This is a genomic window from Pseudomonas sp. SBT1-2 (assembly GCF_028640875.1).
In the GTDB taxonomy this organism is placed as follows: domain Bacteria; phylum Pseudomonadota; class Gammaproteobacteria; order Pseudomonadales; family Pseudomonadaceae; genus Aquipseudomonas; species Aquipseudomonas chlororaphis_I.
This window is the reverse complement of sequence record NZ_JAQZAA010000111.1, coordinates 120,390-145,222: the sequence shown is the minus strand read 5'-3', so window position 1 is coordinate 145,222 and position 24,833 is coordinate 120,390. Positions and strand designations below refer to the sequence as shown.

The window sequence follows — 24,833 nt, the reverse complement described above, 5'->3', positions numbered from 1 at the left end:
CGACGGTGGCGGGGGGCACTCAGGTGCCCCCCGTTTTTTTCCGGGGCAACCAGGAGACGGACCCATGCCTCCCTCAATACCACCCTGCAACATCCCATCATCCGCCCAAGCCCCACGGCTGCCCGTTTCGGCAGCCGCGGGGCTTGGCTTGCGTCGTGCCTTGCTCGACGCATTGAATACGGCGCCTGCGGGCGCTTTTGATTTTCTGGAGCTGGCGCCGGAAAACTGGATCGGCATCGGCGGTGCCCATGGCGCCGCGTTGCGCGCCCTGGCCGAGCGTTACCCGTTGAGCTGCCACGGGCTGTCGTTGTCCCTCGGTGGCCCGGCGCCGCTGGACCTGGGGTTCCTGCGGGAAGTGCGGCAGTTCCTCGAGCGCTTCAAGGTGCCGCTGTACAGCGAACACCTGAGCTACTGCGGCGACGACGGGCACCTCTACGACCTGCTGCCGCTGCCGTTCACCGAAGAGGCGGTGCGCCATGTCGCGGCGCGCATCCGCCAGGCCCAGGATGTGCTGGGCCGGCGCCTGGCGGTGGAGAACGTCTCGTACTACGCCGCGCCACGCCAGGACATGGACGAGCTGGCCTTCACCAACGCGGTGCTGGCCGAAGCCGATTGCGACCTGTTGCTGGACGTCAACAACCTCTACGTCAACTCGGTGAACCACGGCTTCGAACCCCAGGCCTTTCTCGCCGGCCTGCCGCCGGAGCGGGTGGTGGCGATGCATGTGGCCGGGCACTACGACCAGTCCGCCAGCCTGAAGATCGACACCCACGGCGCGCCGGTCAAACCGGTGGTCTGGGACTTGCTGGCGCGCGCCTACCAGCTGTTTGGCGTGCAACCGACCCTGCTGGAACGGGACTTCAACTTCCCGCCATTCGCCGAGCTGCTGGGCGAGCTGGACAGCATCCGCCGGTTGCAGGCCAGTGCCCGTCAGGCACAGGGGAGGTGGGCCCATGGATAAGCTGCTGATCGCCCTCGACGCCGAGCAACAGGCCCTGACCGCCTACCTGCGCGATCCCGAGCACCGCGCACCGCCCGCCGGGATGGATCGCGCACGGGTGGAGATTTACCGCGAGCTGGTGTTCGACAACCTGCTGTCGTTGCTTGGCAATACCTTCCCGGTGCTGCGCTCGATACTCGGCGAGGCGGACTGGCGCCGGCTGCTGCGGGTGTTCCTGCGCGAGCACCGTTGCGCCACGCCGAAGTTCGGCGAGATCGCCGGCGAGTTCGTGGCCTGGATGGCTTCCACGCCCGCCGCTTTGCAGGACGCCAGCTGGCCGGCCTTTATGCTGGAGCTGAGCCATTACGAGTGGATCGAAATGGCCCTGCAACAGGCCGAGGCCGAGCCGCTGCCAGCCAGCGATCCGGAGCGGCTGCTGACCCAGCCCTTGCGCCTGTCGCCCCTGGCCTGGCCGCTGGCCTACGCCTGGCCGGTGCAGCGCCTGGGGCCGGCCTGGCGTCCCAGGGAGCCCGGGGCAGCACCGACCTTGCTGCTGATCCGCCGCGACGCCGATTACCGGGTGCATTTCTCCGAGCTCAGCCCGCTGGCCTGGCGCCTGCTGGAGCGTATCGAGGCCTTTCCCCAACTCCACGGCCGCGACCAGTTGCAAGGCCTGGCCCTGGAAGCAGGCATCGACGACCTCGACACCTTTCTCGCCAATGGCCAGAGTCTGCTGCAACAGCTGCACAACCAAGGCGTTATTTGCCCTGTGTAGCCGCTGGCGTAGCCTGCGCCCGGCTGCGCAGCGGCCGCAAACCCAGGCAACGCGGGGTATCAGATCGAACGCGATAGCCGGTTTTACGACGGCTACGCCGCCGAGCGCAGGCTGCGCCAGCGGCTACAGGGAGATGCGCCTGTTATCGAACTTCCACCCCGCAGAAACACCAAAGCCGCAGCTCATGTTGCGGCTTTTTTTGCCCCGGGTATCAGCGCCCGTAGCGCAGGCGCCCGATCAACTGACCAAAGCCTGCTGCGACAGCTGCATAACCAAGGCGTTATTTGCCCTATGTAGCCGCTGGCGCAGCCTGCGCCCGGCTGCGCAGCGGCCGCAAACCCAGGCAACGCGGTGTATCAGATCGAACGCGATCACCGGTTTTACGACGGCTACGCCGCCGATCGCAGGCTGCGCCAGCGGCTACAGGGAGATGTGCCTGTTATCGAATTTCCCCCGTAGAAACACCAAAGCCGCAGCTCATGTTGCGGCTTTTTTTGCCCCGGGTATCAGCGCCCGTAGCGCAGGCGCTCGATCAACTGGCCTGAGCCTGCTGCGACAGCTGCATAACCAAGGCGTTATCGGCCCTGTGTAGCCGCTGGCGCAGCCTGCGCCCGGCTGCGCAGCGGCCGCAAACCCAGGTAGCGCGGTGTATCAGATCGAACGCGATCACCGGTTTTACGACGGCTACGCCGCCGATCGCAGGCTGCGCCAGCGGCTACAGGGAGATGCGCCTGTTATCGAACTTCCACCCCGCAGAAACACCAAAGCTGCAGCTCACGCTGCGGCTTTTTTGTCCCCGGGGCATCAGCGCCCGTAGCGCAGGCGCCCGATCAACTGACCAAAGCCTGCTGCGACAGCTGCATAACCAAGGCGTTATTGGCCCTATGTAGCCGCTGGCGCAGCCTGCGCCCGGCTGCGCAGCGGCCGCAAACCCAGGCAACGCGGTGTATCAGATCGAACGCGATCACCGGTTTTACGACGGCTACGCCGCCGATCGCAGGCTGCGCCAGCGGCTACAGGGAGGTGCGCCTGTTATCGAACTTCCACCCTGCAGAAACCCCAAAGCTGCAGCTCACGCTGCGGCTTTTTTTGCCCCGGGGCCCGTGGCGCAGGCGCCCGATCAACTGACCAAAGCCTGCTGCGCCAGCGGCTACAGGGAGATGTGCCTGTTATCAAACTTTTCCCCGCAGAAACACCAAAGCTGCAGCTCACGCTGCGGCTTTTTTGTCCCCGGGGCATCAGCGCCTGTGGCGCAGGCCCCGATCAACTGGCTGAGCCTGCTGCGACAGCTGCACAACCAAGGCGTTATCGGCCCTGTGTAGCCGCTGGCGCAGCCTGCGCTCGGCTGCGCAGCGGCCGCAAACCCAGGCAACGCGGTGTATCAGACCGAATGCGATAGCCGGTTTTACGACGGCTACGCCGCCGATCGCAGGCTGCGCCAGCGGCTACAGGGCGATGCGCTTGTTATAGAACTTCCACCCCGCAGAAACACCAAAGCCGCAGCTCAAGCTGCGGCTTTTTTCTGCCCCGGGGGTATCAGCGCCTGTGGCGCAGGCGCCCGATTAGCGCATCCAGGCTGAGCTTGCCCGGGCCCTGGAACAGCAGCGGCAGCAGCGCCGCCAGGTAGATCACCGGCAGCTTGAAGTTGCCGTGGCCCTTGTTGCTGATGGCGTAACCCTGGGCCAGTTCGCTGAGGCTCGACCACTCGGCCGGCCAGTGCACGGCGGCGGTAGCGACGACTGTGACCACAATCAGCACCAGCGCGGCGAAGCGGGTGCCCAGGCCCAGCAGCAGCGCCAGGGCGCACAGCAGCTCGGCCCACATCGACAGCTGCCAGTTCAGGCTCGCCGGCAACTGGTCGAAGGGAAACGGGAAGGCGGACTGGATCTCCTGGAACCAGTTTTCACCCTGCCATTTTTCCAGGCCCGACTCGAAGAACTCCCAGGCCAGCAGCAGGCGCAGGCTGAGGAGCGCGACCCAGGGGGAGACGCGATTGAGCTGGCGTTGCAGCCCGTCGAGGGCGGATGAAAGCGTGAGGATCATGGGGTGGATCTCCTGTGCAAAGTGGGGGGCATTACAAAAGCGGCGCCGCCTGCGGCGTCGATCGCAGCCTGCGGCAGCGGCTACAGGGGCGCGGTGTTGTTCAGCGTGGGCTCAGGGCCTGGCGTTGCCGGCGTTTGTTGGCCTGGGCCAGCTTGCCCAGCAGGTTGATCGTCATGGCCGAGCAGGTGATGGCGAAGGGCAGCAGGTACCAGGCGCTCAGCGGAATGCGTTTGAAATTGGAGAAAGCGAATATCGCGGCGATCACCCACATGCCGGTGGTGTGCAGGCGTTTCCAGGCAACACGGCTGAGCAGCGCGGCCGGGCCTTTGAACGAGGTCAGGGTCAGCAGCAGGATAAACAGGTAACCCACGGACCCGGGCAGGTTGCCCAGGGTGCTGCGGCCGGGCCAGAACTCCGGGTTCAGTTGTCCGTAGCTGTAGATCAGCAGCGCGTGTACCAGGTGCGAGAAGGCGAACGCCAGGCCGATGAAGCGGCGTTCGCGTACCAGCGCCTGACTCAGCGGCGAGGGCAGCAGCACGGCGAATGCCGAGGCAGTAAAGGCCAGCAGAAACAGCACGAAGGACGAACGCGCGGTGGCACGGATGGCGCTGCGGGTGGCCTCGACCAGGTCCGGCTCGAACAGCAGGATCAGCGCGGTCATCAGCAGCACGGCGGCGGCCAGCAGGCTGAACAGCCGCCAGCCGTGGAAACGCGAGGGGAGGGATTGAGTGGGCATGAGAGGCTCCTTGAGGTTGGGCGCCGCTGTCGCGGCGTGTCCCAGGAGTCTTGCAAGGCCGTGTATATCGGCTGTGTCGGCAAAGGGCGGTTATGTATGCCTGTGTAGCAAAGTGTTCAGAGACTGGCTTTGCTGCTGACCAGGATCAGCTCGGCGCACAGGCCGCCCCCTTCGCGATTGCTCAGGCGCAGCGAGCCGCCCAGGGCCACCGCCAGTTGCTGGGCGATGGCCAGGCCCAGGCCGGTGCCGCCGGTGTCGCGGTTGCGCGAGCTTTCCACCCGATAGAACGGCTTGAGTACTTCGGCCAGCTGTTCTTCGCTGATCCCCGGGCCACGGTCCAGGACCTTGACCGACAGGCGATCGCCGGCCTGTGCCTGGACCTCGATCCGCGCCGCGCCGGAGAACTTCAGCGCGTTGTCCACCAGGTTCACCAGGACCCGGCGCAGGGCGTGGGGGCGGGTGTCGATCAGCGCGCCATTCTTGCCTGTCAGCTCGACGTCCTGGCCGGTGTCCTGGTAGTCGAACACCAGGCTGTCGAGAAACGCGTCCAGGTCGATGCGGCAACTGGCCTCGGTGGCGCCATGGATGCTGCGGGCATAGGCCACGCCTTCGCGCACCAGGTGCTCCATTTCACTCAGGTCGTTCCACAGTTTGTCCTTCTCGGCGGACTCGTCCATGAACTCGGCGCGCAGTTTCATGCGGGTGATCGGCGTCTGCAGGTCGTGGGAGATCGCCGCCAAGAGTTGCATGCGCTCCTTGAGGTAGGCGCCGATTCGCGCCTGCAGGGCATTGAAGGCCTTGGCCGCGTGCACCACTTCGATCGGGCCCTTTTCGTCCAGGTGTACGCCGTGGGTGTTGGGGTCGAGGCTGTCCACCGCCTGGGCCAGCCGGGTCAGCGGGCGCACGGCGATGCGCACCGCCAGCCAGGCGCAGAGGATCAACACCAGCAACTGCCCCAGCAGCACCGCCGGCAGCCAGGGCGACATCGGCGTCAGCGCCGGGCGCACGTCGATGGTCACCGGGCTGCCGTCGGCCAGGCGCAGGTGGGCCTGGTAGTGCTGGCGCGGCCCGGGAATGTTGTTGAATGCCAGGTCGTAGTCGCGGCCGAGGGCGTTCTTGATCGAGTACACCGAGACCGGTACATCCTCGTCGTCCAGGGGCTGGCCGGGTTCGCCGGCGCTGAGCAGGTAGCCATAGTTGCGCCGTTGCAGGCGTTGCAGCCAGGCGGGGCGCTCGGCGGCGGGCAGGCGGTCGAGGATGGCGATGGAGGTCGAGACGTCGCTCTCCAGGTTGCCGAGCATGGTCATCTTGGCGCTCTGGTAGCGCTCGTAGGACTGCGCGGCGAACGACAGACCCTGGGCCAGCGCCAGGCCGATCAGGAAAATCAGCGACAGCCGCGAGGCGAGGGTGCGCGGCCAGTGCAGCGCCAGCTTCATGACGTGGCCTCGAGGATCTCCACCGGCAGCGAGAACACATAGCCCTCGCTGCGCACGGTCTTGATGTAGGCCGGCTCGCGGGCGTCGTCCAGCAGGCGCTGGCGCAGGCGGCTGACCAGCAGGTCGATGGAACGGTCGAACAGGTCGGCGTCGCGGCCCTGGGTCAGGTTGAGCAGCTGGTCGCGGTTGAGCACCCGTTGCGGATGGTCGAGGAACACCCGCAGCAAACGGTATTCGGCGCCGCTCAGGGCGACCATGGTGCCGTCCTGGTCCAGCAGGTGGCGCGCGGTGGTGTCCAGGCGCCAGCGGCCGAAGCCCAGCAGGCGGCCGCTCTCGGTGACCACCAGGTTCGGCGGCAGCATGCGCGTGCGCCGCAGTACGGCATTGATTCGCGCCAGCAGTTCGCGGGCGGCGAACGGCTTGACCAGGTAATCGTCGGCGCCCATCTCCAGGCCGATGATGCGGTCGGTCTCGTCGTTGCGCGCGGTGAGCATCAGCACCGGCGTGGCTTTGTGTTTGCCGGCGCGCAGCTCGCGGCACAGCAGCAGGCCATCGTCGCCGGGCAGCATGATGTCGAGCACGATCAGGTCCACCGGGGTGGTTTCCAGGAAGCTGCGCATCTGCCGGCCGTCAGCCACGACCGTGGTGCGCAGGCCGTTCTTTTTCAGGTAGTTGCCTACCAGCTCTCTGATTTCGCGGTCGTCATCGACTATCAATACGTGATCGACATGATCCATGGGGCTGCCTCTGTATAGGGTCGTGCTGCCTAGTTTATAGAGCCCGGGCGGGCCTGCCTGCGGGCTTTTGTATTGCAGTGTATCTGGCGCCTGGTTGAACACACGGCGATGCAAAACAAGGTTTTTCCGGCGCTTTTGTATCGCTCTGTATCCCCCGGCGGCGTGGATACGTAGGGAGACCGCAAGGGTGGTTCGCCGACACAAGCGCGATACCTCCCGCGCATTCAATGGGCTCCATCGAGGCACAGCTACTGCCTCGCCACCCAAACCCATTGTCGCCCGAGGAACACATCATGAAACGCACCGCCCTCTACGCCGCCTGCCTGTTCGCCGCCCTGAACATCTGCACCCTGTCGGCCCGCGCCGAAAGCAACGTGCAGGCCCAGACCTACCGCTACGGCACCCAGCTGGATATCCAGAAGGTCCTGTCGATGACCGAAGACGCCGAGCCGAGCTGCGGCGTGGTCAATGCCCGCATGACCTACCTCGATTCCCAGGGGCGCACCCAGGCCCTGGATTACCGCAAGTTCGCCAACAACTGTAACGACGGCAACTGAACACACTCCCTGTCCTATCACCCTGTTCGCCATGAGGATTCGCCCATGAACGCCCTGAAAAGCTCCCTGCTTGCCCTGACCTTGACCCTGGCCGGCGTGGCCGTGGATGCCAGCGCCGCCGACTCATCCTGTGCGACCTGCTTCCAGCTCAGCCCGCTCTCAAGTGCCAGCCCCTTGAAGGCTGCCACCTTGAAAGCGAGCACCTTGAAAGCCGGCACCTTGCAGACGCACAGCTGGCTGGCCGAAGGCGGCTACGAGCGCACCCCGCAGGGGATGCGCGCCGACCACCAGGCCTGAACCGGGCCTGCCACCCCTGGATACGCCCGCCGCCGATGGCGGGCGGACATTGACCGATCACAGGTGATGCCATGTTGCTCATAGCGTTTCTCGGCGGGGTCCTGACCATCCTCAGCCCCTGCATTCTTCCGGTGGTGCCGTTCCTGTTCGCCCGGGCCGACCGCTCGCGCGGCTCGCTGCTGCTGACCCTCGGTGGCATGGCGCTGACCTTTGCCCTGGTGTCGAGCCTGGCGGTGGTCAGCAGCGACTGGATCGTCCGTGCCAACGGCATCGGGCGCCAGCTGGCGCTGATCGTGCTGGGGCTGTTCGCCTTGTCGCTGATCTTCGCCCGCTTCGGCAACTGGCTGGCCCGGCCCTGGGTCAGCCTGGGCAATCGCCTGGATGGCCTGCGCCTCGACCGGGCACGCAAGTTCTCCGGGCCCTTGGCGGCGCTGTTGCTCGGGGTGGCCACCGGCTTGCTCTGGGCGCCCTGTGCCGGGCCGATTCTCGGGGTGATCCTGACCGGCGCCATGCTGCAGGGGGCCAGCGCCCAGACCAGCCTGTTGCTGCTGGCCTACGGCCTGGGCAGTGCCTTGTCCCTGGGGCTGCTGATCTTCGCTGGAAGAGGGCTGGTCAACCGGCTCAAGCCATCCCTGCCGGCCACCGCCTGGTTGCGCCGCGCCGCCGGTTACCTGGTATTGCTGGCAGTCGTGGCGATCGGCAGCGGGGTGGACGACCGTCTGTTGGCCAGCACTTCATCGCAAGGCGGCGCGGCCCTCGAGCAAGGCCTGCTGAAGAGCGTGCCCAAGGCCCTGGACTACCTGATCGACAAGGCCGGCGCGGCACCCGTCGAGACGCTGCCGAACAAGGGCCCGATGCCTTCGCTGAGTGGCGCGGTGCAATGGTTGAATTCGCCGCCGCTGGACGCCGAGGCCCTGCGCGGCAAGGTGGTGCTGGTGGATTTCTGGACTTACGACTGCATCAACTGCCAGCACAGCCTGCCCTATGTGAACGCCTGGGCGAAAAAGTACGCCAAGGACGGGCTGGTGGTGATCGGTGTGCACACCCCGGAGTACGCCTTCGAAAAGGTCATCGACAACGTCAAGGCCCAGGTGCGCAAGCTGGATATCGGTTACCCGGTGGCCATCGACAATGACTACGCGATCTGGCGCGCCTTCGACAACCAGTACTGGCCGGCCCACTACTTTATCGACGCCCGCGGGCAGGTGCGCTACAGCCACTTTGGCGAGGGCAGTTACGAGGCCCAGGAGCAGGTGATCCAGCAGTTGTTGCGGGAGGCCAAGGCGTCGTAATGGGGGCGTCAGCGGTCGGTGGTTCGCGAGGCGGTGTGTTCAGTTGCACCGCGTCGCCCCCATCGCCGGCAAGCCTGGCTCCTACAGAAGCAGCCGGTCGACGTTCGATTGCGCGCGATGCGGTGTGTCAGGCACGCCGCGTTCTCCAGATCACCCCTGTAACCACCACCGCAGCAGGAAAAAGAACGCCATGCTCAGCAGCATGCTGACCAGGGTGTTGCGGGTGTAGATCACCAGGACGATGGCCACCAGCGAGCTGATCAGGTACGGGTTGTCGTAGGCCAGGTTCAGCTGGTGCTCGGGCATGAACACGATCGGTCCGCAGATCGCCGTGAGCATGCCCGGTACGGCAAACCCGAGGAACTGCCGGGCGTTGCTGCTCAGGCGCACCGGCAGGCGCGGTTCGAGAAACACATAGCGGTTGAGAAACACCAGCAAGCCCATGCCGAAAATCACTGCCCAGACCATCATGTGCGCTCCCGGTAAAACTTGTTGCAGAGAAAACCCGCGGTCATGCCCAGCAGGCCCGACAGCACCAGGGCCGAGCCCCATTGCCAGTAGCTGAACAACACCGAGCAGAACAGCGATACGGCTACGCAGACCAGGGTCGGCACATTGCGCACCAGCGGCGTGATCAGGGCGATAAAGGTCGCGGCGATGGAGAAGTCCAGGCCCAGGTGTTCGAGCCCGGGAATGGCGCGCCCGAGGACGATGCCCGCCAGGGTGAACAGGTTCCAGGCGATATAGAAGGTCAGGCCCACGCCGAGGGCGTACCAGCGGTCGAACTGTTGCTTGTCGTGCTGGCTGGTCAGGGCGAACAGCTCGTCGGTGAGCAGGAAGCCCAGGCCGATCCGCCAGCGCCCCGGCAGCGGCGAAATCACCGAGCGCAGGCTCATGCCGTACAGCAGGTGCTGGGAGGTCAGCAGCAGGGTGGTGAGCAGGATCGAGAAGATCCCCGCGCCGCCCTTGAGCATGCCGATCGCCACCAGTTGCGCGGCGCCGGCGAAGACGATGCTCGACAAGCCCTGGCCTTGCAGGGGCGTGAGATTGGCCTCGATGGCCATGGAACCCGCCAGCAGGCCCCAGGGCGCGGTGGCCAGGGACAGCGGCATGATGGCAACGGCGCCGCGCAGGAATGCGGCGCGGGGAAGATGAACGCTGGACATGACAGCCTGCAATCAAGGAACGGACATCGACTGTGCCAGCCCGCAGCGGGAATGGCTTGAACGATCTTGCGCACTTGCCGCCAACGACCATTTTTTATTGCCAGGCCCAGGTTTGCCTCTGTAGGAGCGAAGCTTGCTCGCGAGACGTCGTGTCAGGCACACCGCATCATCCCAATCGCCGGCAAGCCTGGCTCCTACAGAAGCGAGTGTTCGCTACAAATCCCGCATTCGCCTGGTCATTCCGTAGAAGCTGCCCGCCGGCCATGGCGCCAACCCGATCTGTCTGCTAAAACGCTTCGCTAGCATCGGCCAGCTTCCCCGCGGGAGGCGGCCTGTCATCTTCCTGCAACAGCCCCGTGCCAAGAAAGGTGTCTGGCCGATACCGGCCAGGTCGCTACGGGGCCGTTCACCTACCGCCCCATCCCAAGGAGAGGGTCTATGAGAAAACTTTTCGCAACCGCGGCGCTGGCCGCGCTGATGATCTGCACCGTCGGTGTCAGCCAGGCACGGGAGGCGCGGCAGCAGCGCGACTCGGTCGCCGGGGTGTTCGACTACTACCTGCTGTCGCTGTCCTGGTCGCCGACCTTTTGCCTGACCCATCCGGAAAACGAGCAGTGCTCGGGCAAGGGCTACGGTTTTGTCCTGCATGGCCTGTGGCCGCAATACGCCAAGGGTGGCTGGCCGGAATCCTGCCCGCCCTTGACCCGGTTGACCGCCGAAGAACGGGCCAAGGGCCTGACCCTGTTCCCGACGGCCAAGCTGATGGAGCATGAATGGAGCAAGCACGGCACCTGCAGCGGGCTGGGCGCCATGGGTTACCTGGAGAGCTCCGACCAGGCCCTGGGCAAGGTGAAGATTCCTGAGGTGCTGGAACCTTCGACCACCGTGCATTACTTCGAGGCCCGGGAGATCGAGCAGCTGTTTCGCCAGGCCAACCCGGGCATTCCCGAAAAGGGCGTAGCGGTGTTGTGCAGCGGCCCGGAACTCTCCGAAGTGCGGGTCTGCCTGGACAAGAACCTGGGCTTCGGCGCCTGTGGCAAGGGCGTGCGCACCCAGTGCCGCAAAGGCGATATCCGCGTACCGCCGATTCGCTGACCGGCGAGCGGCCAGGGGGAGGCGGCATAGGCAGGCCTGAGCAGCTAGGGTTGCAAGACGCCCGTCTTCCTCCAAGGAGCCCATGATGCTGCATATCCGCACCCCCCTGATCCTGCATCCCGGGTTGTCCACGGCCACCCGGCGCATCTGGCTCAAGCTGGAAAACCTGCAACCCAGTGGCTCGTTCAAGATGCGCGGCCTGGGACTGCTCTGCTCCCAGGCGGCGCAGCAGGGCAAGCGCCGCGTGGTCTGTCCCTCTGGCGGCAATGCCGGGCTGGCCACCGCGGTGGCGGCGGCCAGCCTCGGCCTGCAAGCCTGCATCGTGGTGCCGCAGACCACCCCGCAAACCACCCGCGAACGCATCGCCCGGGCCGGCGCCGAGGTGCTGGTGCACGGCCAGGTCTGGGACCAGGCCAACGAGCGCGCGCTGCAACTGAGCAGCGACGCCGACAGTGAATACGTGCCGGCCTTCGACCACCCGGTGCTGTGGCAAGGGCACAGCAGCATGGTCGATGAAATCCTCGAAGACTGTCCGCAGGTCGACACCATCGTCGCGTCGGTGGGCGGCGGTGGCTTGCTGGCCGGCATCCTCACCGGCCTGCTGCGCCACCAGCGCCAGGACTGCCGGATCATCGCCTGCGAAACCACCGGCAGCGCTTCCTTTGCCGCCGGGCTGGCAGCCGGGCACCCGGTCAAATTGGCCAAGATCGACACCGTCGCCAGTTCCCTCGGCGCGGCCCAGGTGGCGGCCTGGCCGTTGCAGCAGATCCAGGGTTTTGCCTATCAGTCGCTGGTGTTGTCGGATGCCGAGGCGATCCTCGGCGTGGTGCGTTATGCCGACGATCTGCGCCAGTTGGTGGAGCCGGCCTGCGGCGTCTCGCTGGCGGTGGCCTACCTCGATCACCCGGCCATCGCCGCAGCGCGGGACGTGGTGATCGTGGTGTGCGGCGGTGTCAGCATCAGCGCCCGCCAGGTGGCGGACTGGGGCGCATCGCTGCCGGGCTGAAAGCCTCTGGTGTATGCTAGCCGACCTGTTGTACCTGTGGTTTTACGGAGGGTTCGAATGGACGCCACCACATTGTTTCTGTACGTCGTCACCGTCAGCGCGGTGATGATGACCCCCGGGCCGTCGATGCTGCTGGCTCTCAATAACGGTGCCACCCATGGCATGCGCATCGCCGGTTGCGGCATGGCTGGCGCGATGCTGTCCGACCTGCTGCTGATCGGTGCGGTGGGCTGCGGCCTGGGGGCGTTGCTACAAGCTTCCGAGCAGCTGTTTTCCATCGTCAAGTGGGGCGGCGCGGCGTACCTGCTGTACCTGGCCTGGGTGCTGTGGAAGGCGCCGACCCAGGCTCTGGCCGCGCAGACAGGCGGCAGTGCCAGCAGCGGGCGCGGGGCGTTTGTGCGGTCGTTGCTGGTGGGGTTGTCGAACCCCAAGGGGCTGCTGTTTTTTTCCGCCTTCCTGCCGCAGTTCGTGCGCCCCGACCAGCCGGTGGCGCAGCAGTACCTGATCCTGGCGCTGGTCAGCACGGCGATCAATTGCGTGATGATGGCGACCTACGCCTTTGGCGGGCGCTATGCCATGCGCACCTTCTCCGCGCGGGCGATGCTGTGGATCAACCGCAGCTGCGCCGGCATGCTCGCGGTCCTGGCGGTGGGCCTGAGCCTGTATCGGCGCAGCGATATACGCTGAGGCTGCATTGACCCGATAGACCTACGTCCTGCTTCTGTAGGAGCAGCCGGTCGACGCTCGATTGCTGGCGATAGATACGCTGCGGTACATCTGACACACCGCCTCGCGAGCAAGCTTCGCTCCTACAGAAGATGTCTTCGGGCAGTTTGCGTGCGAAGTGTTGTGTCAGGCACACCGCGTTGCTGCAATCGCCGGCAAGCCTGGCTCCTACAGAAGATGTCTTCGCGCAGTTTGTGCGGCACACCGCCAGAAACCTCTTAGAACCTCAAGGTCGCGCCGCTGGTCAGCCAGCGGTCGCGGCCTTCGTTCAACTGGCCGCCCAGCACCAGGTCGAGGTCCAGGTTCGCTCCCAGATGCAGCCGTGGCCCGGCTTGCCAGGCCTGTTCGCCACCGCGCTGGCCGTAACGTTCGGCGACCAGGGTCAAGCGTTCGCCCAGGTCGTATTCGAAGCCGCTGCCCCAGGTCCAGCGATGGTTCTGCTGGCCGTCGTCATAGGCGTGGGCCCAGCCGGCGTTGAAGTTCAGGCGCAGGCTTTGCAGGGGCTGGTAGGTCAGGGGCAGGCTGATGTCGCCACCGTCGAACGAGTGGCCGCGGTCGAGGGCGAAATGCGCGGACGTCGCCAGCGCCAGTTGCAGGCCCAGGTCTTCGCGGTTCCACAGTTGCGCCTTGAGTTGCGGGCTCAGCTGGGTTTCGCCGTGGCCGTCCTCGCGACTGCGCTCGAGGGCGGCGCCCACCTGCAACCAGGGCAGGCCGGCGAAGGTGCAGGCCGGGGAGAACACCGCGCCATGGTTGGAGCCCTGGTGACGCAGGCTCTGGTACCAGATATCCAGGTTGCATTCCCCCGGGGCGTTGATCGCGCCGTCGTCCACCCCATAGGCGCCGCCCGCGGCGTTGGCCTTGGCGACCAGGGTCAGCAGGCCGATCAGGCTCAGGGTGAGGGTGACGAACATCAGGTTGCGTCGCAGCATGCGCCGTTTCGCCGGGGGCAGGTCGCGGGTGAGGCTGGCGAAGCGGTTGTGGCGGGAAGGGTTGTACTTGGACATGACGGTTCTCGCTAAGGCATGGGAAGCGGCCGCGCTGCGCGGGCCGCTCCGTGGTCGAGTGGGGAACAGGGTCATTGCCAGTCGCTCACTGACAGGGTCTGGATGCCGGCGGCCCTGGCCAGGGCCACCAGCTCTTCGGTGTCGTCGCCGCCGGGCAGGGCGATGACCAGGTCGGGCCGGCTGTCGCGCAGCATGAAGGCGTTGCGCAGGCGTTCGGCGAGCTTGCCGTGCAGCTGCCAGTTGGCCGGGTAACGCACGATGTCGGCGCCGATTTCCCGGCCCCAGTCTTCTATCTCCGCGCCGAGGAACTGGCTGCCGCCGTGGATCAGCACCTGCACTTCATGCAGGCGCTGAAAGGCGTCGAGTACCCGCCGGCACAGCTGGACGTCGGCGTAATGGCGCCCCGCGCAGATCAGGACACGCATCGTGCGCGCTCCTGCGCCGTCGGCTGGATGCTCAACGGGTTGTCCAGCAGCACGTCGCCCAGCTCGGCGTTATCCAGGTCGCGCTCGCCGGCCCGCTCCAGCGCCGGATAGGCCAGGGCCGCGATGTGGTGGTGCACGCGCCGGTAGTCGCGCAGCACCCGCTGGAAAATGTCGCCGGACTCGGCCCAGGCCGTGCGGTCTTCGCGCAGGCTGCGAAAGTGCTCGCGGCTGGCGTCGGCCTCCAGCCGCCTGACCAGTTCCTTGCGGTTCACCAACTGGTGGGCGTTGGCCAGGTCTTCGCGCAGGAACACCGTGATCGCCAGGCTCAGGCTGTCCACCACGGCCTGGTGCAGAGGCTCGATGCAATCCAGCTCGAACACCGAGAACTGCTCGCCACGCCGCAGCCGGCGCGCCGCCAGCTGGGTCAGGCTGCTGGAGAGGATGTCGCCGGCGTGTTCCAGGTTGATCACGAACAGCAGGATTTCCTGGGCGCGGTCGGCGTCCTGGTCGCTGATGCCGTCCTGGCCGATGTCCGCCAGGTAGGCGCGGATCGCGGCGCTGAGCAGGTCCAGCGACTGGTCGATGCGCCGCACTTCATCGGCGCCGGCCGGGGTCGAGGCCTGGAACAGGCGCAGCACCCGGTCGAGCATCAGCGACAGCATGTCGGCCAGGCGCAAGGCTTCGCGGGCGGCGTTGGACAGGCCGATATTGGCCACCGCCAGGCCGGCTTCGTCCAGGTAGTGCGGCATGCCCGGGTCGACGTCGCGCGGCGGCTCCGGCAGCAGACGGTTGAGCAAGGTTGCCATGGGGCCGGTCAGGCCGATGAACAGCAGGGCCAGCACCAGGTTGAACAGGCTGTGCAGGTACACCACCTGCAAGCTGGCATCGAGGGCGGCGACCGGCGCGCTCTGGGCAATCCACGACAGGCACGGCAGCAGCGCGGCGGCACCGCACAGGCGTACCAGCAGATTGCCCAGGGGCAGGCGCCGGGCGACGCTGGAATCGGCGTTGAGCAGCGACGGTAGGGCGCCGCCGATATTGATCCCCAGCACCAGGGCCATGGCGGTCACCGAGGACAGCAGCCCGGTGGCGGCCAGGGACGCCACCAGCAGCACCACGGCGACGCTGGAATGGCACAGCCAGGTCAGCAGCGCCGCCGCCAGCAGGGCGATCAGCAGGTCGCCGTCGAGGCCACGCATCAGCGCGGCGAACACCGGCGTGCCTTCCACTTCGCCCAGGGTGCTGCCGAGCATGCGCAGGGCCAGCAGCATCAGCCCCAGGCCGATCAGCGCGCAGCCGAGGCTTTCAAAGCGCGAGTCGTCGCGCAGGCGGAACACGATAAAGCCCGCCAGCAGCACCAGCGGCGTGAGGATCGAGATATCGACGCTGAGCAGTTGCACCACCAGGGTCGAGCCGATATTGGCCCCGAGCATCACCGCCAGCGCGGGGGCCAGGCCCAGGGTGCCGGTGGCGGTAAAGGAGCTGGCCATCAGGCTCACCGCGGTGCTGCTTTGCAGGACCCCGGTGATGGCGATGCCGGACAGCAGGGCCATCCAGCGGTTGTTCAGGTGCTGCCCCAGCCACTGGCGCAACTGGGTGCCGAAGCCGCGCAGCAGCGCCGAGGAAATCATCTGGGTGCCCCACAGCAGCAGGGCGATGGAGCCGGCGAGGTTGATCAGCAGAGTAGTTCCCGACATGAGGACTCTCCCTTGTGTGTTTCATGGCTTGGCGGATCGCAGCAGGCGGATGCAGCGGCGATGAATGGCGCTGGCAAGGCCCAGCAGCAGGCGAATGGCAGCGCGGCTCAACAAGCTTCTGGCATACAGGCGGATGCCGACCAGGGTGATCAGGGCGGCGATGCCTTCCAGGGTGCTCACCAGCAGGGCGCGCAAGGTGCGCTCGCCGCGGGCCAGCAGCTCGGTGATAGGTTTCATGGTGGATGCTCCACTTGGCTGAGCCAGACAGGGGCGTGGCCGTACGGTCTGGCGCCGCGTTGCGGTTTTCGCGAGCAAGCTCGCTCCTACAAGGACAGTTGCAACCTGTAGGAGCAGCCGGTCGACGCTCGATTGCTCGCGATGGCCGCGCCGCTAACCGTCAGCCCTCAGAACCATTGCTTGAAGCGACGGATGTAGAGGGTCTTCATGGTCTGGGCGACGACGCAGTAGCACAGCAGGGTGCCGACCAGCCAAGGGAAGTATTCCCACGGCAGCGGTACCAGGCCGACCATTTCACCCAGCGGCGAGAACGGCACGTAGATGCCCAGGGCCATCACCAGGCCAGTCATCAGCATCACCGGCAGCGCCGCGGTGCTCTGGATGAACGGGATCTTCTGGGTGCGCAGCATGTGCACCACCAGGGTCTGCGAGAGCAGGCCTTCGATGAACCAGCCGGACTGGAACAGGGCGGCCATTTCCACGCTGTTGGCGGCGAACACGAACCACATCAGGGCGTAGGTGGTGATGTCGAAGATCGACGAGGTCGGCCCGATCCACAGCATGAAGCGCCCGATGTTCTTGGCGTCCCACTTGCGCGGCTTGCGCAGGAACTCCTTGTCCATCTTGTCCCACGGCAGCGACAGCTGGGAGATGTCGTACATCAGGTTCTGCAGCAGCAGGTGGATCGCCAGCATCGGCAGGAACGGGATGAACGCACTGGCCACCAGCACCGAGAACACGTTGCCGAAGTTGGAACTGGCGGTCATGTTCAGGTACTTCATGATGTTGCCGAAGGTCTCGCGGCCCTTGATCACGCCTTCTTCCAGGACCATCAGGCTCTTTTCCAGGAGGATGATGTCCGCCGATTCCTTGGCGATGTCGGTGCCGCTGTCCACCGAGATGCCGACGTCGGCGTCGCGCAGCGCCGGGGCGTCGTTGATCCCGTCGCCGAGGAAGCCCACGGTGTGGCCGTTGGCCTGCAGGGCCTTGAGCACCCGGGATTTCTGCAGCGGGGTGAGCTTGGCGAACACCGTGCGTTCTTCCACCAGGCGCGCGAGCACTGCGTCGTCCATGCGTTCGATATCACGCCCGAGCAGCGGCTCGCCGACTTCCAGGCCGACCTCGCGGCAGATCTTCGCGGTGACGATCGGGTTGTCGCCGGTCAGCACCTTCACCGTCACGCCGTTCTCGCGCAGCGCGGCGATGGCCGGGCCGGCGGTTTCCTTGGGCGGATCGAGGAAGGTCAGGAAGCCTTCGATGATCAGCTCGCGCTCGTCGCTGGCGCTGTACTGCTGGCGGGTCTGCCCCGGCGCCAGGTCGCGGGTGCCGACCAGCAGCACGCGGAAACCGTCGCGGTTGTACTCCTCGGCCAGCTCCAGCAGCGCCGCCCGGCGCCCGGCGTCGAGGGCCACCGTGACGCCGTCCTGGCGTACCCGGGTGGCGGTGTCGAGCATTTCCTCGACCGCGCCCTTGCACACCAGCAGGTGATGGCCGCTGGCGTCGGCGAGGATCACCGAGAGGCGCCGGCGGACGAAATCGAACGGCAGTTCATCGACCTTGCTCCAGGTGTCGGGCGCGCTGAACTTCGGGTTGTTTTCGGCGTAGCTCACCACCGCGCGGTCCATCAGGTTCTTCATGCCGCTCTGGTGGTAGCTGTTGAGCCAGGCCAGTTGCAGCACCTGGTCGCAGCGGCTGCCGCTGATATCGACGTGGTGCTCGAGGATGATCCGGTCCTGGGTCAGGGTGCCGGTCTTGTCGGTGCACAGCACGTCCATGGCGCCGAAGTTCTGGATCGCGTTGAGGCGCTTGACCACCACCTTGCGCTTGGCCATGGCCGCGGCGCCCTTGGCCAGGTTGGCGCTGACGATCATCGGCAGCATTTCCGGGGTCAGGCCGACGGCCACCGCCAGGGCGAACATGAAGGCTTCGGCCCAGTCACCCTTGGTGAAGCCGTTGATCAGCAGCACCACCGGCACCATCACCAGCATGAAGCGGATCAGCAGCCAGCTGACGCTGTTCACCCCGCGGTCGAAGGCGGTCTGGGTCCGCGAGCCGACGATGGAGCGCGCCAGGGAACCGAAGTAGGTACGTGCGCCGGTGGCCACCACCACCGCGGTGGCGGTGCCGCTGACCACGTTGGTGCCCATGAAGCAGATGTTCGGCAGGTCGAGCAGGTCCTGCTGGTCGGCAGCAGCTGTGCGGTGGGCGGATTTCTCCTGCACCGCGCCCAGGGTGTCGTACTTCTCCACCGGCAGCGCCTCGCCGGTCAGCACCGCCTGGCTGATGAACAGGTCGCGGGATTCGATCAGGCGGATATCGGCGGGGATCATGTCGCCGGCCGACAGCTGCACGATGTCGCCGACCACCAGGTCGCGCATCGGCACTTCGCGCCGCGCGGCTTTCATGCCCATCTGCTCGCGGCGCAGCACGGTGGCGGTGGTCCGCACCATGGCCTTGAGCGCCTCGGCGGCCTTGGCCGAGCGGTATTCCTGCCAGAAGCGCATCAGGCCGCTGACCAGGACCATGACCAGGACGATGATCACCCCGGTCAGGTCGGTTTCCTCGCCGGACTGCAGGGGCAGCCAGAAGTCGGTGAAGAAGCTGATGCCGGTCAGGGTCATCAGCACATAGATGAACGGGTTGTTGAAGGCTTGCAGCAATTGCACCAGGGCATGGGGCGGCCGGTCGTGGGCCACCTCGTTGAAGCCGTCGCGCTGCAGGCGGCCTTCGGCGTCGAGTTCGGTCAGGCCGTTGGCGTTCGACTTGACGTTGTCCAGGGTCACGCCAAGGCTGTTCTGCGCTTCACGGGCGGCGCGCATCGACAGCCGGGTGTCGTCGCGGGTGGGGTTTTGCGAGGAGGAGGTGCGGGTTTTTACCGTAGTCATTACGTGTGCTCCTGCCGCAGGCTTGCGGCACGACACACAGACCACTCACCTATTCAAAGACGAGCGAACGTATGTCGAGCCGCAAGTAAGCGATCGATTCAGGTAGTTGCGTTTTATTGGTTTTAACGTTCGCCGCCTATTCGCTGAGCATGAATAGACGACGAACCTACTACTGGCTTCGTCCATAACAATGACCACCAACTTTTAGTTTTAAGCAGGCAATAGGAAGTTGCCGAATTCCTTATTAAGGAAAACGTTCCGGAAGGACTTGGAAGTGCCTTCGATTGAACTAGAAGTGCGAGTCCCGGGACAGGCTCAGCAGCAGGCCGGCCCGCATCAGGAGGCCGGCCAGGCTCCGACTCTGAGGGTCCTGGCTGTCGTCGAAACTCCAGCGTTGCTGGAGCCGGCAGGTGACCGGGCAGACGCGCCAGTTGGCCCGCGGCCGGGTTTGCGAGGAGGGGGTGGAATACAGGGTGCCGACCCGGGAAACGCCCGCGCGCTCAGCGCAGGGCTTGACCCGCATGGTCGATGCAAAGGCGCGTACGCCGGGCATTACAGTGGATTTGAAGTTCATAACAGTTGCCTCGCGACCGGACTGGCTCCGGTGAAGGCAAGTTACGAAGGAGCGTCAAGCTCTAGCGCAGCTCACCCGACCGAAAAGTCGAGCCCCGTCATTTTCTGGGTTAAGTGCCCAGCCTTGCGCAAGCGCATCGACCAGACAGCGTCTAGATACTGTGTCCATTGGCTTCTTTAGTGAGTTGAAAAAAGGCCGGTTTGGCCGGCCCGCGCAATTTACTCAGGCCAACCTGTCAAGTCAAGATTAAATTGCCACGAATCATATGTTCGTTCAGCTTTAAGTAAGGTCTGTATCGGGAGTCAGATAAATGAAGGGGCAAGTTATATAGGGCAGCCTTGAGTAACTGGCATTGAAACAATGCACACTATTGTTATTGTGCGGCAGCCATTGAATAACAGGCCGAGGCGCATTGCGCGCCCCGGCGGATATATCAGTCAAGGATCAGGTGCGGCAGGAAGCGGCTGGAGTCCTTGGTGATCAGGCTGTCGTCTTCGCGCACGCCGATGCCGGCGGCCTGGTCGCCGATGACCCAGGAGCCGATCAGGGTGTAGCTGTCGCCAAAGCGCGGCAGCGGGGCGAAGGACTGCAGGATATAGGGCGCGTCGGTGTAGGGGCCGTCTTCCTTGACCACCTCGTCCTGCGGGGTGCGCAACTCGATGTTGGCGCCTTCGCGGGAAAAGAACGGCTTGCGCACCCAGCCCTTGGGCACATCGCGCTGCGGGTGCAGGTCCAGGTGCGTCTCCAGCAGGTTCGGGTGGCCCGGGTGGGCCTCCCAGAGCAGCGGCAGGATGCCCTTGTTGGAGAGGATGGATTTCCACGCCGGTTCGAAGAACTGCGTGTCGCTGGCGGCGATCGCCGCGCCGAAGGGCTCGTGGAAGATGAACTCCCAGGCGTGCAGCTTGAACAGGTGCGGGATCCAGCGGTCCTGCAGGTCGACGAAGCGGCCTTCGGCGGTGAGGCCGATGTCTTCCACGTCGATATGCCGCGACTCGATGCCGGCCTTTTCCGCGATCAGGCGCAGGTAGTCGGTGGTGGCACGGTCTTCCACCGAATCCTTCATCGAGGCGAAGTAGAACGGGCGCTCGATCCCCAGCTGGGCGAAGGCCTGGTGCAGCCGGGTGTCGATGCTGTTGAACTGGTCGGCATGCCGCGGCAGCACGCCGCGTTCGATGTTCTGCTCCAGCCAGCCCCATTGGAACGCCGCGGTTTCATAGAGGCTGGTGGGCGTGTCGTAGTTGAGCTCCAGCAGCTTGGCCGGGCCCTGGCCGTTATAGGAAAAATCCAGGCGGCCATAGAGGTGCGGGTGACCCTCGAGCCATGAAGTGCGGATCATGTCGTAGAAGGCCGGCGGAATGCTCAGGCGATCCAGCAGGGCCTCGCTGCGCACCACCCGGTCCACCAGGTCCATGCACATCTCATGGATCTCGGTGGTCGGGTCTTCCAGGTCGTCCTCGATCTGCTTGAGGCTGAACTGGTAGTAGGCGCTTTCGTCCCAGTAGGCTTCGCCGTCGATGGTGTGGAACAGGAAGCCGAGTTTTTCCGCGGTCTGTCGCCAGTCCGGACGTTCGTTGCAGAGGATCTTCTTCATGGCGCGCTTCCTTAGCTGCTCGAGCGTCCCGAACTCCAGCTCGAGGAGCTGGAGCCGCCCCAGCCGCTGCGGGCGCTGGCCTGGCTGCCGAAGCCGCCACGGGAGGTGGAGGAGGACACCGACATCGGCCGGGTGGTGGTCCTAAAGCCGCTGCCCGACTGCGCCTGGCGCGACTTGGAGAAGGTCGAGCCGCTGGCGATGCGCTGGTTGAGCGTCGAGTTGGCGTAGCTGCCGCGGTCGTCGCGATAGCGGTAGACCGGCTCGGAGTAATAGTTGCGGCTACCGCCGCTGAGCAGGTTGCCGATCAGCAGGCCGGTGAGCAGGCCGCTGTCGATACTGCTGAGCGACGAACCCTGTCCGGCTCCGGGGCTGACCCCGGCCGCCGCCAGCTGCTCGCGGGTGAAGGCGCCCTGGGCGTTGATTTCAAAGCCGCCCAGCTTCGGCACGAACTTGCCGTTGGAATCTACCTGGCACCAGTTTTCGACGAAATCGGCATCGCAATCGGCCTGGTTGTCGTAGACCGGCGCCTGGGCGCGGTGCTCCGCCATGGCCTTGATATAGGCATCGGAGCAGACGTCCACGGCGATCTTGCCGTCCACGCATTCCTGCACCGACTGGAAGTTGAATTTCTGCTGGACCGCGAGGGTCTCCGGCTCCGAGTTGCAGCCCGAGATCGCCAGCGCCACCGAGGCGGCCAGGGAGAGCTGAACGTATTGGCTTCGTTTCATCGAGGGCTCCGTGCGGTCGATCAGTTCTGCGAAGGGGTCATGCAGGCGGCGTTGAGCAGGCCGACGCTGATGGCCACCGCGGCGACGTAGATGCCGGCGGCGATTTCACCGTTGCGGATGCGCTGCGAAGTGCCCTTGAGCACCAGGCTGGTCATCAGGAACGCCAGCAGTTGCACCACGGCGGCGATCAGCGCCCAGACGGCGAAGTCCAGCAGGCTGATGGAGTAGGCGATGACATTGCTCGCCGGGATGGCGAAGCCGATGATGGCGCCGCCCAGGGCGATGGCGGCGGAGATGTTGCCCTCGCGGATCAGCTGGAACTCCTTGTGTGGCGTCAGGCGGGTGTAGACGAACTGGAACAGGGCGAACAGCACGGCCGCGCCGAGGATGTAGGTCAGGAAACCGACCACGGCGAATTTGTTCAGGGAAATGGAAAGGGCTTCAAGCATGGGTTCTGGTCCTTGTCAGAGGGTTTGCAGGTCGGTCATGTACAGGGAAATGCCCAGTGAGGTCACCAGGCTGACGCTGCCGTCGGCGTATTGCTCCACGGAAAACAGCAGGAATTCGCGGCGATTGGTCAGGCCGGTGTCACGGGCATAGAGCATCGAGTGGCTTTCGAAGGCGAAGGTTTCGTCCGGCTTGGACACCTGCTCGCGCAGCGGCACCAGCTCGGTCTGCCCGGCTTCGGTGCCCCATTCGCGCTGGTACTCGACGCCGTCGAGGCTGTAGGTGGGCTGGCCGATCAGGCTGTCCGGGCCGGCCAGGCGGCGCAGCTCGGCTTCGCTGTTGACGGCCTGGTTGCTCAGGTAGTTGAACAGGATGATCGATTTGACCTGGCCGTCGATGCCGCCGCTGGTGTGCACCTGCAGCCAGTAGTCCTCGTCGTCCAGGTAGTAGCGCGACAGCCATTCGGACTGGCCCAGGTCCACCAGGCCTTCGCTGTAGACCGCCTGGTCGCCGGGAATCGCCACGCGGCTGTTGTCGGCGAGCAGCAGCTTGAGGCTGGCATCGAAGCGGATGCCCGCGCCCATGCTCAGGCCCAGTGGGCCGGTGGCGAAACTCGAGCTTGTGGTGGCCGGGGCCTGGAGCCCCAGAAAGCGTTTAAACCATCCCATTGTCGATGTCCTTGAGGCGGTTGGAAGCGATGTAGAAGAGTTCGCCGCCCTGGATCCGCGTATCACTGTGCGGGTTGATCTGCGGGTGTTGCGCGCCGCGGGCGCGATAGCCGATCAGGGTGGCGTTGTAATGTTCCTTGAGGCGTACGTAGAGTTCGGCGAAACGCCCCTCGTAAGTCTCGGGCAGGCGCATGACGTATTGGGTGGCGCCCTGGCCGACGCACAGCAGTTCGTTGATCACCACCGAGGAGCCCGGGTCCTGGGAGGAGCGCACCAGCATCTCGATGGCCATGCTCGAGGTGCACTCCAGCTTCGGTGCGTAGGAGGCGGCCAGGGTGGCGATTTCGCTGTCGTTGAAGTGGGCGACCACATGGCCGGCGGGGCGCAGCTGGTTGATCGCCAGCACGCTGGCCAGGGTCAGGTCGTCGGAGCTGGTGCGCACCAGCACCCGTTCGGCGCCGGGCACCCCGGCGCGCAGCAGCAGGGCCGCGGACGACAGGCTTTCGCCCCTGACGAAGGCGGCCTTGCCCTGCATCGGGTTCTCGTCGAGGGTCGCGTCGCAGATGACGATCAGGTTGTCGTTGGAGGTTTCGTCCTGCAGCAGCAATTCGATCACCCGCTCACTGGACGCGCCTTCCCAGCCGACCAGCACGGTATGCCCGGTCTGGCCGGTGAAGTCGCCTTTGCCTTTCATGCCTTTTCTCCATAGGTCCATAACGCTGCTGGTGGTCTTGCCGATGGCCGCGGTCAGCAGCGCGATGCCGCCGAGCATCACCCACACCGCCACAAAGACCCGGCCTGCGGCGGATTGCGGCGACAGGTCGCCATAACCCACGGTCAGGGTGGTGGTGAAATAGAAATAGATGAAGGTCGCGGGCGCGGTGAGGTGCTGCTCGCCCAGGGCCACCAGGCCGAGGTAGGAGGTCGCGGCATGCACGCCGAGCGCGATGGCCAGGCCCATCCAGCCGAAGCGCTGGAAGAAGGTGGCCGCGTATACCCGAAGCAAGATGAAAATCGACATCGAATCCCTGATTTCCTGTTGAGCTGATCTATCCGTGATGCAGCGCGCCGTGCCCGGGCAAGGCATGGCTCATTGCCGCGCGGCATTAGACATCGGCTTGGCGCCGGATAAAAGCATTTTTGCTGCGATGAACCCCGCGAAGGCGCCAAAGATGTGGCCTTCGAAGGAAACCCCGGCCCGTGGCAGGAACCCCAGGACCAGGCCGGAATACAGAAACATCGTCACCGCGGCGGCCAGCAGGCTGCTCCAGCTGCGCAATAACCAGGCGCGGGTGAGGATGTAGGCCCACAGGCCGAAGACCCAGGCGCTGGCGCCGACATGGATGCCCCTGAAGCCGAACAGCCAGACCAGGGCGCCGCCGAGCAGGACGATGATCAGGCTGACCACCACGAAGCGCCGCTGGCCTTCGGCGATCACCATGGCGCCGAGGATCAGCAAGGGCACCAGGTTGGCGGTCAGGTGGGTAAAGGAACCGTGGAGAAAGGGCGAGGTGAGTATCCCCGGCAAACCCTGCAGGGTACGCGGGATCAGGCCGAAGAGATTCAGGCTGTAGCCGCTCAGACTGTTGAGCACCTGTACGGCGATCATCACCAGGGCCAGGCCCGCCAGGGTCTTGAAACCGTTTGCAACTGCCATCGAGGCCCTCCCATAGGCCAGAAAAAGGGCGCAGGGTGCTTAAGCGCAGGTGATCCATTGTAGGAGCGCAGCTTGCTCGCGATGATCGTTAACGATACCGCGTACTGACTGGAT

26 protein-coding genes are annotated in these 24,833 nt (G+C 65.4%); 8 read left to right on the top strand and 18 right to left on the bottom strand.

The window, feature by feature from the left end; translation table 11 throughout:
* Window positions 1–64 precede the first annotated feature (64 nt).
* Together PVZ78_RS26120 and PVZ78_RS26115 are read left to right on the top strand one after the other, a co-directional pair.
* A complete protein-coding gene (locus PVZ78_RS26120; RefSeq protein ID WP_231999337.1) occupies window positions 65–961 on the top strand; it encodes an HvfB family MNIO-type RiPP peptide maturase in 897 nt (298 codons plus the stop codon).
* Entirely contained in the window at window positions 954–1,715 is a 762-nt protein-coding gene (locus PVZ78_RS26115; RefSeq protein WP_273829512.1) for an HvfC family RiPP maturation protein, read from the top strand. Before PVZ78_RS26120 ends, PVZ78_RS26115 begins: the two co-directional genes overlap by 8 nt.
* Window positions 1,716–3,251: 1,536 nt before the next feature.
* Here the strand turns inward: PVZ78_RS26115 and PVZ78_RS26110 are convergent.
* The 4 genes from PVZ78_RS26110 to PVZ78_RS26095 all read right to left on the bottom strand — a co-directional run bounded on the left by PVZ78_RS26110 (window position 3,252) and on the right by PVZ78_RS26095 (window position 6,667).
* Window positions 3,252–3,758 (bottom strand): HvfX family Cu-binding RiPP maturation protein, encoded by a 507-nt coding sequence (locus tag PVZ78_RS26110; protein ID WP_273829511.1) that lies wholly within the window; start codon window positions 3,756–3,758, stop codon window positions 3,252–3,254.
* 100 nt (window positions 3,759–3,858) lie between these two features.
* Window positions 3,859–4,494, bottom strand: coding sequence for a hypothetical protein (locus PVZ78_RS26105; RefSeq protein ID WP_016704614.1), 636 nt, complete (start codon window positions 4,492–4,494; stop codon window positions 3,859–3,861).
* 116 nt (window positions 4,495–4,610) lie between these two features.
* Window positions 4,611–5,930, bottom strand: coding sequence for an ATP-binding protein (locus PVZ78_RS26100; protein ID WP_038579573.1), 1,320 nt, complete (start codon window positions 5,928–5,930; stop codon window positions 4,611–4,613).
* Window positions 5,927–6,667 carry a response regulator gene (locus PVZ78_RS26095; protein WP_038579571.1) on the bottom strand — a complete coding sequence of 247 codons (741 nt, stop codon included), beginning with the start codon at window positions 6,665–6,667 and terminating at the stop codon, window positions 5,927–5,929. Before PVZ78_RS26095 ends, PVZ78_RS26100 begins: the two co-directional genes overlap by 4 nt.
* A gap of 293 nt (window positions 6,668–6,960) precedes the next feature.
* Between PVZ78_RS26095 and PVZ78_RS26090 the strand changes: the two genes are divergently transcribed.
* The 3 genes from PVZ78_RS26090 to PVZ78_RS26080 all read left to right on the top strand — a co-directional run bounded on the left by PVZ78_RS26090 (window position 6,961) and on the right by PVZ78_RS26080 (window position 8,813).
* Complete coding sequence (locus PVZ78_RS26090) at window positions 6,961–7,224, top strand: DUF2790 domain-containing protein (protein WP_016704617.1); 264 nt, start codon at window positions 6,961–6,963, stop codon at window positions 7,222–7,224.
* A gap of 45 nt (window positions 7,225–7,269) precedes the next feature.
* Window positions 7,270–7,521 (top strand): hypothetical protein, encoded by a 252-nt coding sequence (locus PVZ78_RS26085; RefSeq protein ID WP_053268890.1) that lies wholly within the window; start codon window positions 7,270–7,272, stop codon window positions 7,519–7,521.
* Between the two features lie 71 nt (window positions 7,522–7,592).
* The gene (locus tag PVZ78_RS26080) at window positions 7,593–8,813 is read left to right on the top strand and encodes a cytochrome c biogenesis protein DipZ (RefSeq protein WP_273829510.1); all 1,221 of its coding nucleotides are present in this window, start codon (window positions 7,593–7,595) and stop codon (window positions 8,811–8,813) included.
* Window positions 8,814–8,963: 150 nt separating this feature from the next.
* On the opposite strand, the gene PVZ78_RS26075 is transcribed toward PVZ78_RS26080, so the two are convergent.
* Both PVZ78_RS26075 and PVZ78_RS26070 read right to left on the bottom strand, forming a co-directional pair.
* Window positions 8,964–9,281 (bottom strand): AzlD domain-containing protein, encoded by a 318-nt coding sequence (locus PVZ78_RS26075; RefSeq protein ID WP_097305341.1) that lies wholly within the window; start codon window positions 9,279–9,281, stop codon window positions 8,964–8,966.
* A complete protein-coding gene (locus PVZ78_RS26070) occupies window positions 9,281–9,979 on the bottom strand; it encodes an AzlC family ABC transporter permease (protein ID WP_273829509.1) in 699 nt (232 codons plus the stop codon). Before PVZ78_RS26070 ends, PVZ78_RS26075 begins: the two co-directional genes overlap by 1 nt.
* Window positions 9,980–10,417: 438 nt before the next feature.
* Between PVZ78_RS26070 and PVZ78_RS26065 the strand changes: the two genes are divergently transcribed.
* From PVZ78_RS26065 to PVZ78_RS26055, 3 genes are all read left to right on the top strand, one after another.
* A complete protein-coding gene (locus tag PVZ78_RS26065; protein WP_273829508.1) occupies window positions 10,418–11,074 on the top strand; it encodes a ribonuclease T2 in 657 nt (218 codons plus the stop codon).
* 85 nt (window positions 11,075–11,159) lie between these two features.
* Window positions 11,160–12,080 (top strand): pyridoxal-phosphate dependent enzyme, encoded by a 921-nt coding sequence (locus PVZ78_RS26060; protein ID WP_124340959.1) that lies wholly within the window; start codon window positions 11,160–11,162, stop codon window positions 12,078–12,080.
* A gap of 57 nt (window positions 12,081–12,137) precedes the next feature.
* On the top strand, window positions 12,138–12,767 hold the full coding sequence (locus PVZ78_RS26055; RefSeq protein ID WP_198918761.1) for a LysE family translocator: 630 nt from the start codon (window positions 12,138–12,140) through the stop codon (window positions 12,765–12,767).
* Between the two features lie 257 nt (window positions 12,768–13,024).
* Here PVZ78_RS26055 and PVZ78_RS26050 read toward each other — a convergent pair whose 3' ends face one another.
* The 12 genes from PVZ78_RS26050 to PVZ78_RS25995 all read right to left on the bottom strand — a co-directional run bounded on the left by PVZ78_RS26050 (window position 13,025) and on the right by PVZ78_RS25995 (window position 24,719).
* Window positions 13,025–13,810, bottom strand: coding sequence for a hypothetical protein (locus tag PVZ78_RS26050; RefSeq protein WP_101282336.1), 786 nt, complete (start codon window positions 13,808–13,810; stop codon window positions 13,025–13,027).
* Between the two features lie 71 nt (window positions 13,811–13,881).
* Window positions 13,882–14,235 carry a DUF2493 domain-containing protein gene (locus PVZ78_RS26045; RefSeq protein WP_016704625.1) on the bottom strand — a complete coding sequence of 118 codons (354 nt, stop codon included), beginning with the start codon at window positions 14,233–14,235 and terminating at the stop codon, window positions 13,882–13,884.
* Window positions 14,223–15,932, bottom strand: a complete 1,710-nt coding sequence (locus tag PVZ78_RS26040) for a Na/Pi cotransporter family protein (protein ID WP_016704626.1) — start codon at window positions 15,930–15,932, stop codon at window positions 14,223–14,225. Before PVZ78_RS26040 ends, PVZ78_RS26045 begins: the two co-directional genes overlap by 13 nt.
* Before the next feature lie 21 nt (window positions 15,933–15,953).
* On the bottom strand, window positions 15,954–16,169 hold the full coding sequence (locus PVZ78_RS26035; RefSeq protein ID WP_009048678.1) for a hypothetical protein: 216 nt from the start codon (window positions 16,167–16,169) through the stop codon (window positions 15,954–15,956).
* A 167-nt stretch (window positions 16,170–16,336) separates the two neighbouring features.
* Entirely contained in the window at window positions 16,337–19,054 is a 2,718-nt protein-coding gene (mgtA, locus tag PVZ78_RS26030) for a magnesium-translocating P-type ATPase (protein WP_273829507.1), read from the bottom strand.
* A 289-nt stretch (window positions 19,055–19,343) separates the two neighbouring features.
* Complete coding sequence (locus PVZ78_RS26025) at window positions 19,344–19,628, bottom strand: hypothetical protein (RefSeq protein ID WP_009048680.1); 285 nt, start codon at window positions 19,626–19,628, stop codon at window positions 19,344–19,346.
* Window positions 19,629–20,061: 433 nt separating this feature from the next.
* A complete protein-coding gene (locus tag PVZ78_RS26020) occupies window positions 20,062–21,219 on the bottom strand; it encodes a glutathionylspermidine synthase family protein (protein WP_016704629.1) in 1,158 nt (385 codons plus the stop codon).
* A gap of 11 nt (window positions 21,220–21,230) precedes the next feature.
* Window positions 21,231–21,947, bottom strand: a complete 717-nt coding sequence (locus PVZ78_RS26015) for a DUF1190 domain-containing protein (protein ID WP_016704630.1) — start codon at window positions 21,945–21,947, stop codon at window positions 21,231–21,233.
* A gap of 20 nt (window positions 21,948–21,967) precedes the next feature.
* A complete protein-coding gene (locus PVZ78_RS26010; protein ID WP_028682288.1) occupies window positions 21,968–22,396 on the bottom strand; it encodes a DUF350 domain-containing protein in 429 nt (142 codons plus the stop codon).
* Between the two features lie 15 nt (window positions 22,397–22,411).
* Entirely contained in the window at window positions 22,412–23,062 is a 651-nt protein-coding gene (locus PVZ78_RS26005) for a DUF2491 family protein (protein WP_009048683.1), read from the bottom strand.
* Entirely contained in the window at window positions 23,049–24,083 is a 1,035-nt protein-coding gene (locus PVZ78_RS26000; protein WP_162095139.1) for a potassium channel protein, read from the bottom strand. Before PVZ78_RS26000 ends, PVZ78_RS26005 begins: the two co-directional genes overlap by 14 nt.
* A 69-nt stretch (window positions 24,084–24,152) precedes the next feature.
* Entirely contained in the window at window positions 24,153–24,719 is a 567-nt protein-coding gene (locus PVZ78_RS25995; protein ID WP_038632028.1) for a rhomboid family intramembrane serine protease, read from the bottom strand.
* Window positions 24,720–24,833 lie beyond the last annotated feature (114 nt).

Coding starts and splice junctions, on each gene's coding strand:
- PVZ78_RS26120 (WP_231999337.1), top strand. CDS start 65: ATGCCTCCCTCAATACCACCCTGCAACATCCCATCATCCGCCCAAGCC.
- PVZ78_RS26115 (WP_273829512.1), top strand. CDS start 954: ATGGATAAGCTGCTGATCGCCCTCGACGCCGAGCAACAGGCCCTGACC.
- PVZ78_RS26110 (WP_273829511.1), bottom strand. CDS start 3,758: ATGATCCTCACGCTTTCATCCGCCCTCGACGGGCTGCAACGCCAGCTC.
- PVZ78_RS26105 (WP_016704614.1), bottom strand. CDS start 4,494: ATGCCCACTCAATCCCTCCCCTCGCGTTTCCACGGCTGGCGGCTGTTC.
- PVZ78_RS26100 (WP_038579573.1), bottom strand. CDS start 5,930: ATGAAGCTGGCGCTGCACTGGCCGCGCACCCTCGCCTCGCGGCTGTCG.
- PVZ78_RS26095 (WP_038579571.1), bottom strand. CDS start 6,667: ATGGATCATGTCGATCACGTATTGATAGTCGATGACGACCGCGAAATC.
- PVZ78_RS26090 (WP_016704617.1), top strand. CDS start 6,961: ATGAAACGCACCGCCCTCTACGCCGCCTGCCTGTTCGCCGCCCTGAAC.
- PVZ78_RS26085 (WP_053268890.1), top strand. CDS start 7,270: ATGAACGCCCTGAAAAGCTCCCTGCTTGCCCTGACCTTGACCCTGGCC.
- PVZ78_RS26080 (WP_273829510.1), top strand. CDS start 7,593: ATGTTGCTCATAGCGTTTCTCGGCGGGGTCCTGACCATCCTCAGCCCC.
- PVZ78_RS26075 (WP_097305341.1), bottom strand. CDS start 9,281: ATGGTCTGGGCAGTGATTTTCGGCATGGGCTTGCTGGTGTTTCTCAAC.
- PVZ78_RS26070 (WP_273829509.1), bottom strand. CDS start 9,979: ATGTCCAGCGTTCATCTTCCCCGCGCCGCATTCCTGCGCGGCGCCGTT.
- PVZ78_RS26065 (WP_273829508.1), top strand. CDS start 10,418: ATGAGAAAACTTTTCGCAACCGCGGCGCTGGCCGCGCTGATGATCTGC.
- PVZ78_RS26060 (WP_124340959.1), top strand. CDS start 11,160: ATGCTGCATATCCGCACCCCCCTGATCCTGCATCCCGGGTTGTCCACG.
- PVZ78_RS26055 (WP_198918761.1), top strand. CDS start 12,138: ATGGACGCCACCACATTGTTTCTGTACGTCGTCACCGTCAGCGCGGTG.
- PVZ78_RS26050 (WP_101282336.1), bottom strand. CDS start 13,810: ATGTCCAAGTACAACCCTTCCCGCCACAACCGCTTCGCCAGCCTCACC.
- PVZ78_RS26045 (WP_016704625.1), bottom strand. CDS start 14,235: ATGCGTGTCCTGATCTGCGCGGGGCGCCATTACGCCGACGTCCAGCTG.
- PVZ78_RS26040 (WP_016704626.1), bottom strand. CDS start 15,932: ATGTCGGGAACTACTCTGCTGATCAACCTCGCCGGCTCCATCGCCCTG.
- PVZ78_RS26035 (WP_009048678.1), bottom strand. CDS start 16,169: ATGAAACCTATCACCGAGCTGCTGGCCCGCGGCGAGCGCACCTTGCGC.
- mgtA (WP_273829507.1), bottom strand. CDS start 19,054: ATGACTACGGTAAAAACCCGCACCTCCTCCTCGCAAAACCCCACCCGC.
- PVZ78_RS26025 (WP_009048680.1), bottom strand. CDS start 19,628: ATGAACTTCAAATCCACTGTAATGCCCGGCGTACGCGCCTTTGCATCG.
- PVZ78_RS26020 (WP_016704629.1), bottom strand. CDS start 21,219: ATGAAGAAGATCCTCTGCAACGAACGTCCGGACTGGCGACAGACCGCG.
- PVZ78_RS26015 (WP_016704630.1), bottom strand. CDS start 21,947: ATGAAACGAAGCCAATACGTTCAGCTCTCCCTGGCCGCCTCGGTGGCG.
- PVZ78_RS26010 (WP_028682288.1), bottom strand. CDS start 22,396: ATGCTTGAAGCCCTTTCCATTTCCCTGAACAAATTCGCCGTGGTCGGT.
- PVZ78_RS26005 (WP_009048683.1), bottom strand. CDS start 23,062: ATGGGATGGTTTAAACGCTTTCTGGGGCTCCAGGCCCCGGCCACCACA.
- PVZ78_RS26000 (WP_162095139.1), bottom strand. CDS start 24,083: ATGTCGATTTTCATCTTGCTTCGGGTATACGCGGCCACCTTCTTCCAG.
- PVZ78_RS25995 (WP_038632028.1), bottom strand. CDS start 24,719: ATGGCAGTTGCAAACGGTTTCAAGACCCTGGCGGGCCTGGCCCTGGTG.